Source organism: Siculibacillus lacustris (genome assembly GCF_004328075.1).
GTDB lineage: Bacteria > Pseudomonadota > Alphaproteobacteria > Rhizobiales > Ancalomicrobiaceae > Siculibacillus > Siculibacillus lacustris.
This window is the reverse complement of the sequence record NZ_SJFN01000086.1, coordinates 1-1,223: the sequence shown is the minus strand read 5'-3', so window position 1 is coordinate 1,223 and position 1,223 is coordinate 1. Positions and strand designations below refer to the sequence as shown.

The 1,223-nt window shown below is 60.7% G+C and carries 4 protein-coding genes; 3 read left to right on the top strand and 1 reads right to left on the bottom strand.

What is annotated here, in order from left to right:
* A partial coding sequence (locus tag EYW49_RS22830; RefSeq protein ID WP_131309656.1) for a sigma factor-like helix-turn-helix DNA-binding protein occupies positions 1-133 on the bottom strand: 133 nt, incomplete at its 3' end.
* Between EYW49_RS22830 and EYW49_RS22825 the strand changes: the two genes are divergently transcribed.
* From EYW49_RS22825 to EYW49_RS22815, 3 genes are all read left to right on the top strand, one after another.
* Positions 124-771, top strand: coding sequence for an amino acid ABC transporter permease (locus tag EYW49_RS22825; RefSeq protein ID WP_131312035.1), 648 nt, complete (start codon positions 124-126; stop codon positions 769-771). The two genes, EYW49_RS22830 and EYW49_RS22825, sit on opposite strands and share 10 nt — an antisense overlap.
* A complete protein-coding gene (locus EYW49_RS22820; RefSeq protein ID WP_228259718.1) occupies positions 768-1,010 on the top strand; it encodes an ABC transporter permease subunit in 243 nt (80 codons plus the stop codon). The genes EYW49_RS22825 and EYW49_RS22820 overlap by 4 nt, the downstream gene beginning before the upstream one ends.
* 32 nt (positions 1,011-1,042) lie before the next feature.
* Positions 1,043-1,223 (top strand): transposase (locus tag EYW49_RS22815; RefSeq protein ID WP_131308803.1); only part of this gene is annotated, 181 nt, incomplete at its 3' end.

Sequence of the window (1,223 nt, the reverse complement as noted above, 5' to 3'; positions counted from 1 at the left end):
ACCGAGGCTCGACGCTGTCGGACCGCAGGTACTTGCGGACCGTGTTCCTCGAAAGCCCGGTGCGCCGGGAAATCTCTCGGATCGAGAAATGATCCCGATAGTGCCAGCGCCGGATGACGCTCAATAACTCCATGTCGATCACTCCGCTGTCCCCCGCACCAGTGGCGAGGGAGGAGGTTCAAACATGGGTCAATTCTCGATGGAAAAATCCCTGCCGCCTGGGTCAGTTCTCCGCGGAAATCAACAGTCTACGGCCGTCGCGTCGTCCGCGCCATCATCAGCGCCTATGTCGAGTTCATTCGCAACACGCCGTTTCTGATCCAGGTGTTCGTCGTGTATCTCGGTCTTCCGTCGCTGGGGGTGCGGTTGTCGCCCGAACAGGCGGCGATACTGGCGATGACGATCAACGTCGGCGCGTACGGATCCGAAATCTTGCGCGCGGGAATCGAATCGGTCCCGCGGGGTCAGATCGAAGCCGCGAAGGTTCTCGGGTTCCGTTTTCTCCCGATCTTCCGGCATGTCATATTTCGGCAGGCGTTGCTGGCGATCTACCCTGCCCTCACCAGTCAATTCATCCTTCTCATGCTCGGTACCAGCATCGTTTCGGCGATCGCGGTCGAGGAATTGACCGCAGCCGCCAACACCATCCAGACCCGCACGTTCCGTACCTTCGAGGTCTACTTCATCGTCACCCTGATCTATGTCGCCATGTCACTGTTTCTGCGGGCAACGTTCAACGCCATCTACAATCGCTGGATCCGGATTCGATGATCAGAGACTTCTCGCTCTCCGACCTGGCGCTGCTGCTGCTCTCCGCCAGATGGATGGTTCTGCTGTCCTTGATCGCCTTCGTCGGCGGCTCGCTCGTCGGGCTGGCGATCGCCCTCGCCAGAACCTCGCCGTCCAAACCGATCCGCTGGATGGCCGGCGGCTACATCGAGCTGTTTCAGGACACCCCGCTCCTGATGCAGCTGTTTGAGGTGGTCCCCGTCTGGCGGGCAGTTCGGTAAGCTTGGGTCGACCTGAGAGAAGGACGATCCCGATGACGGGGAAGCGGAAGCGGTATTCGGCAGATTTCAAGGCGAAGGTCGCGCTGGAGGCGATCCGGGGCGAGGCGACCGTGGCGCAGCTGACGGTCAAGTACGGCGTCCATCAGACGATGATCAGCGCGTGGAAGAAGCAGGCGGTCGACGGAATGTCAGGCGTCTTCTCCGGGAAAGCCG

Excerpts from the sequence above, each read along its gene's own strand:
- EYW49_RS22820 (WP_228259718.1), top strand. The coding sequence starts at position 768 with ATGATCAGAGACTTCTCGCTCTCCGACCTGGCGCTGCTGCTGCTCTCC.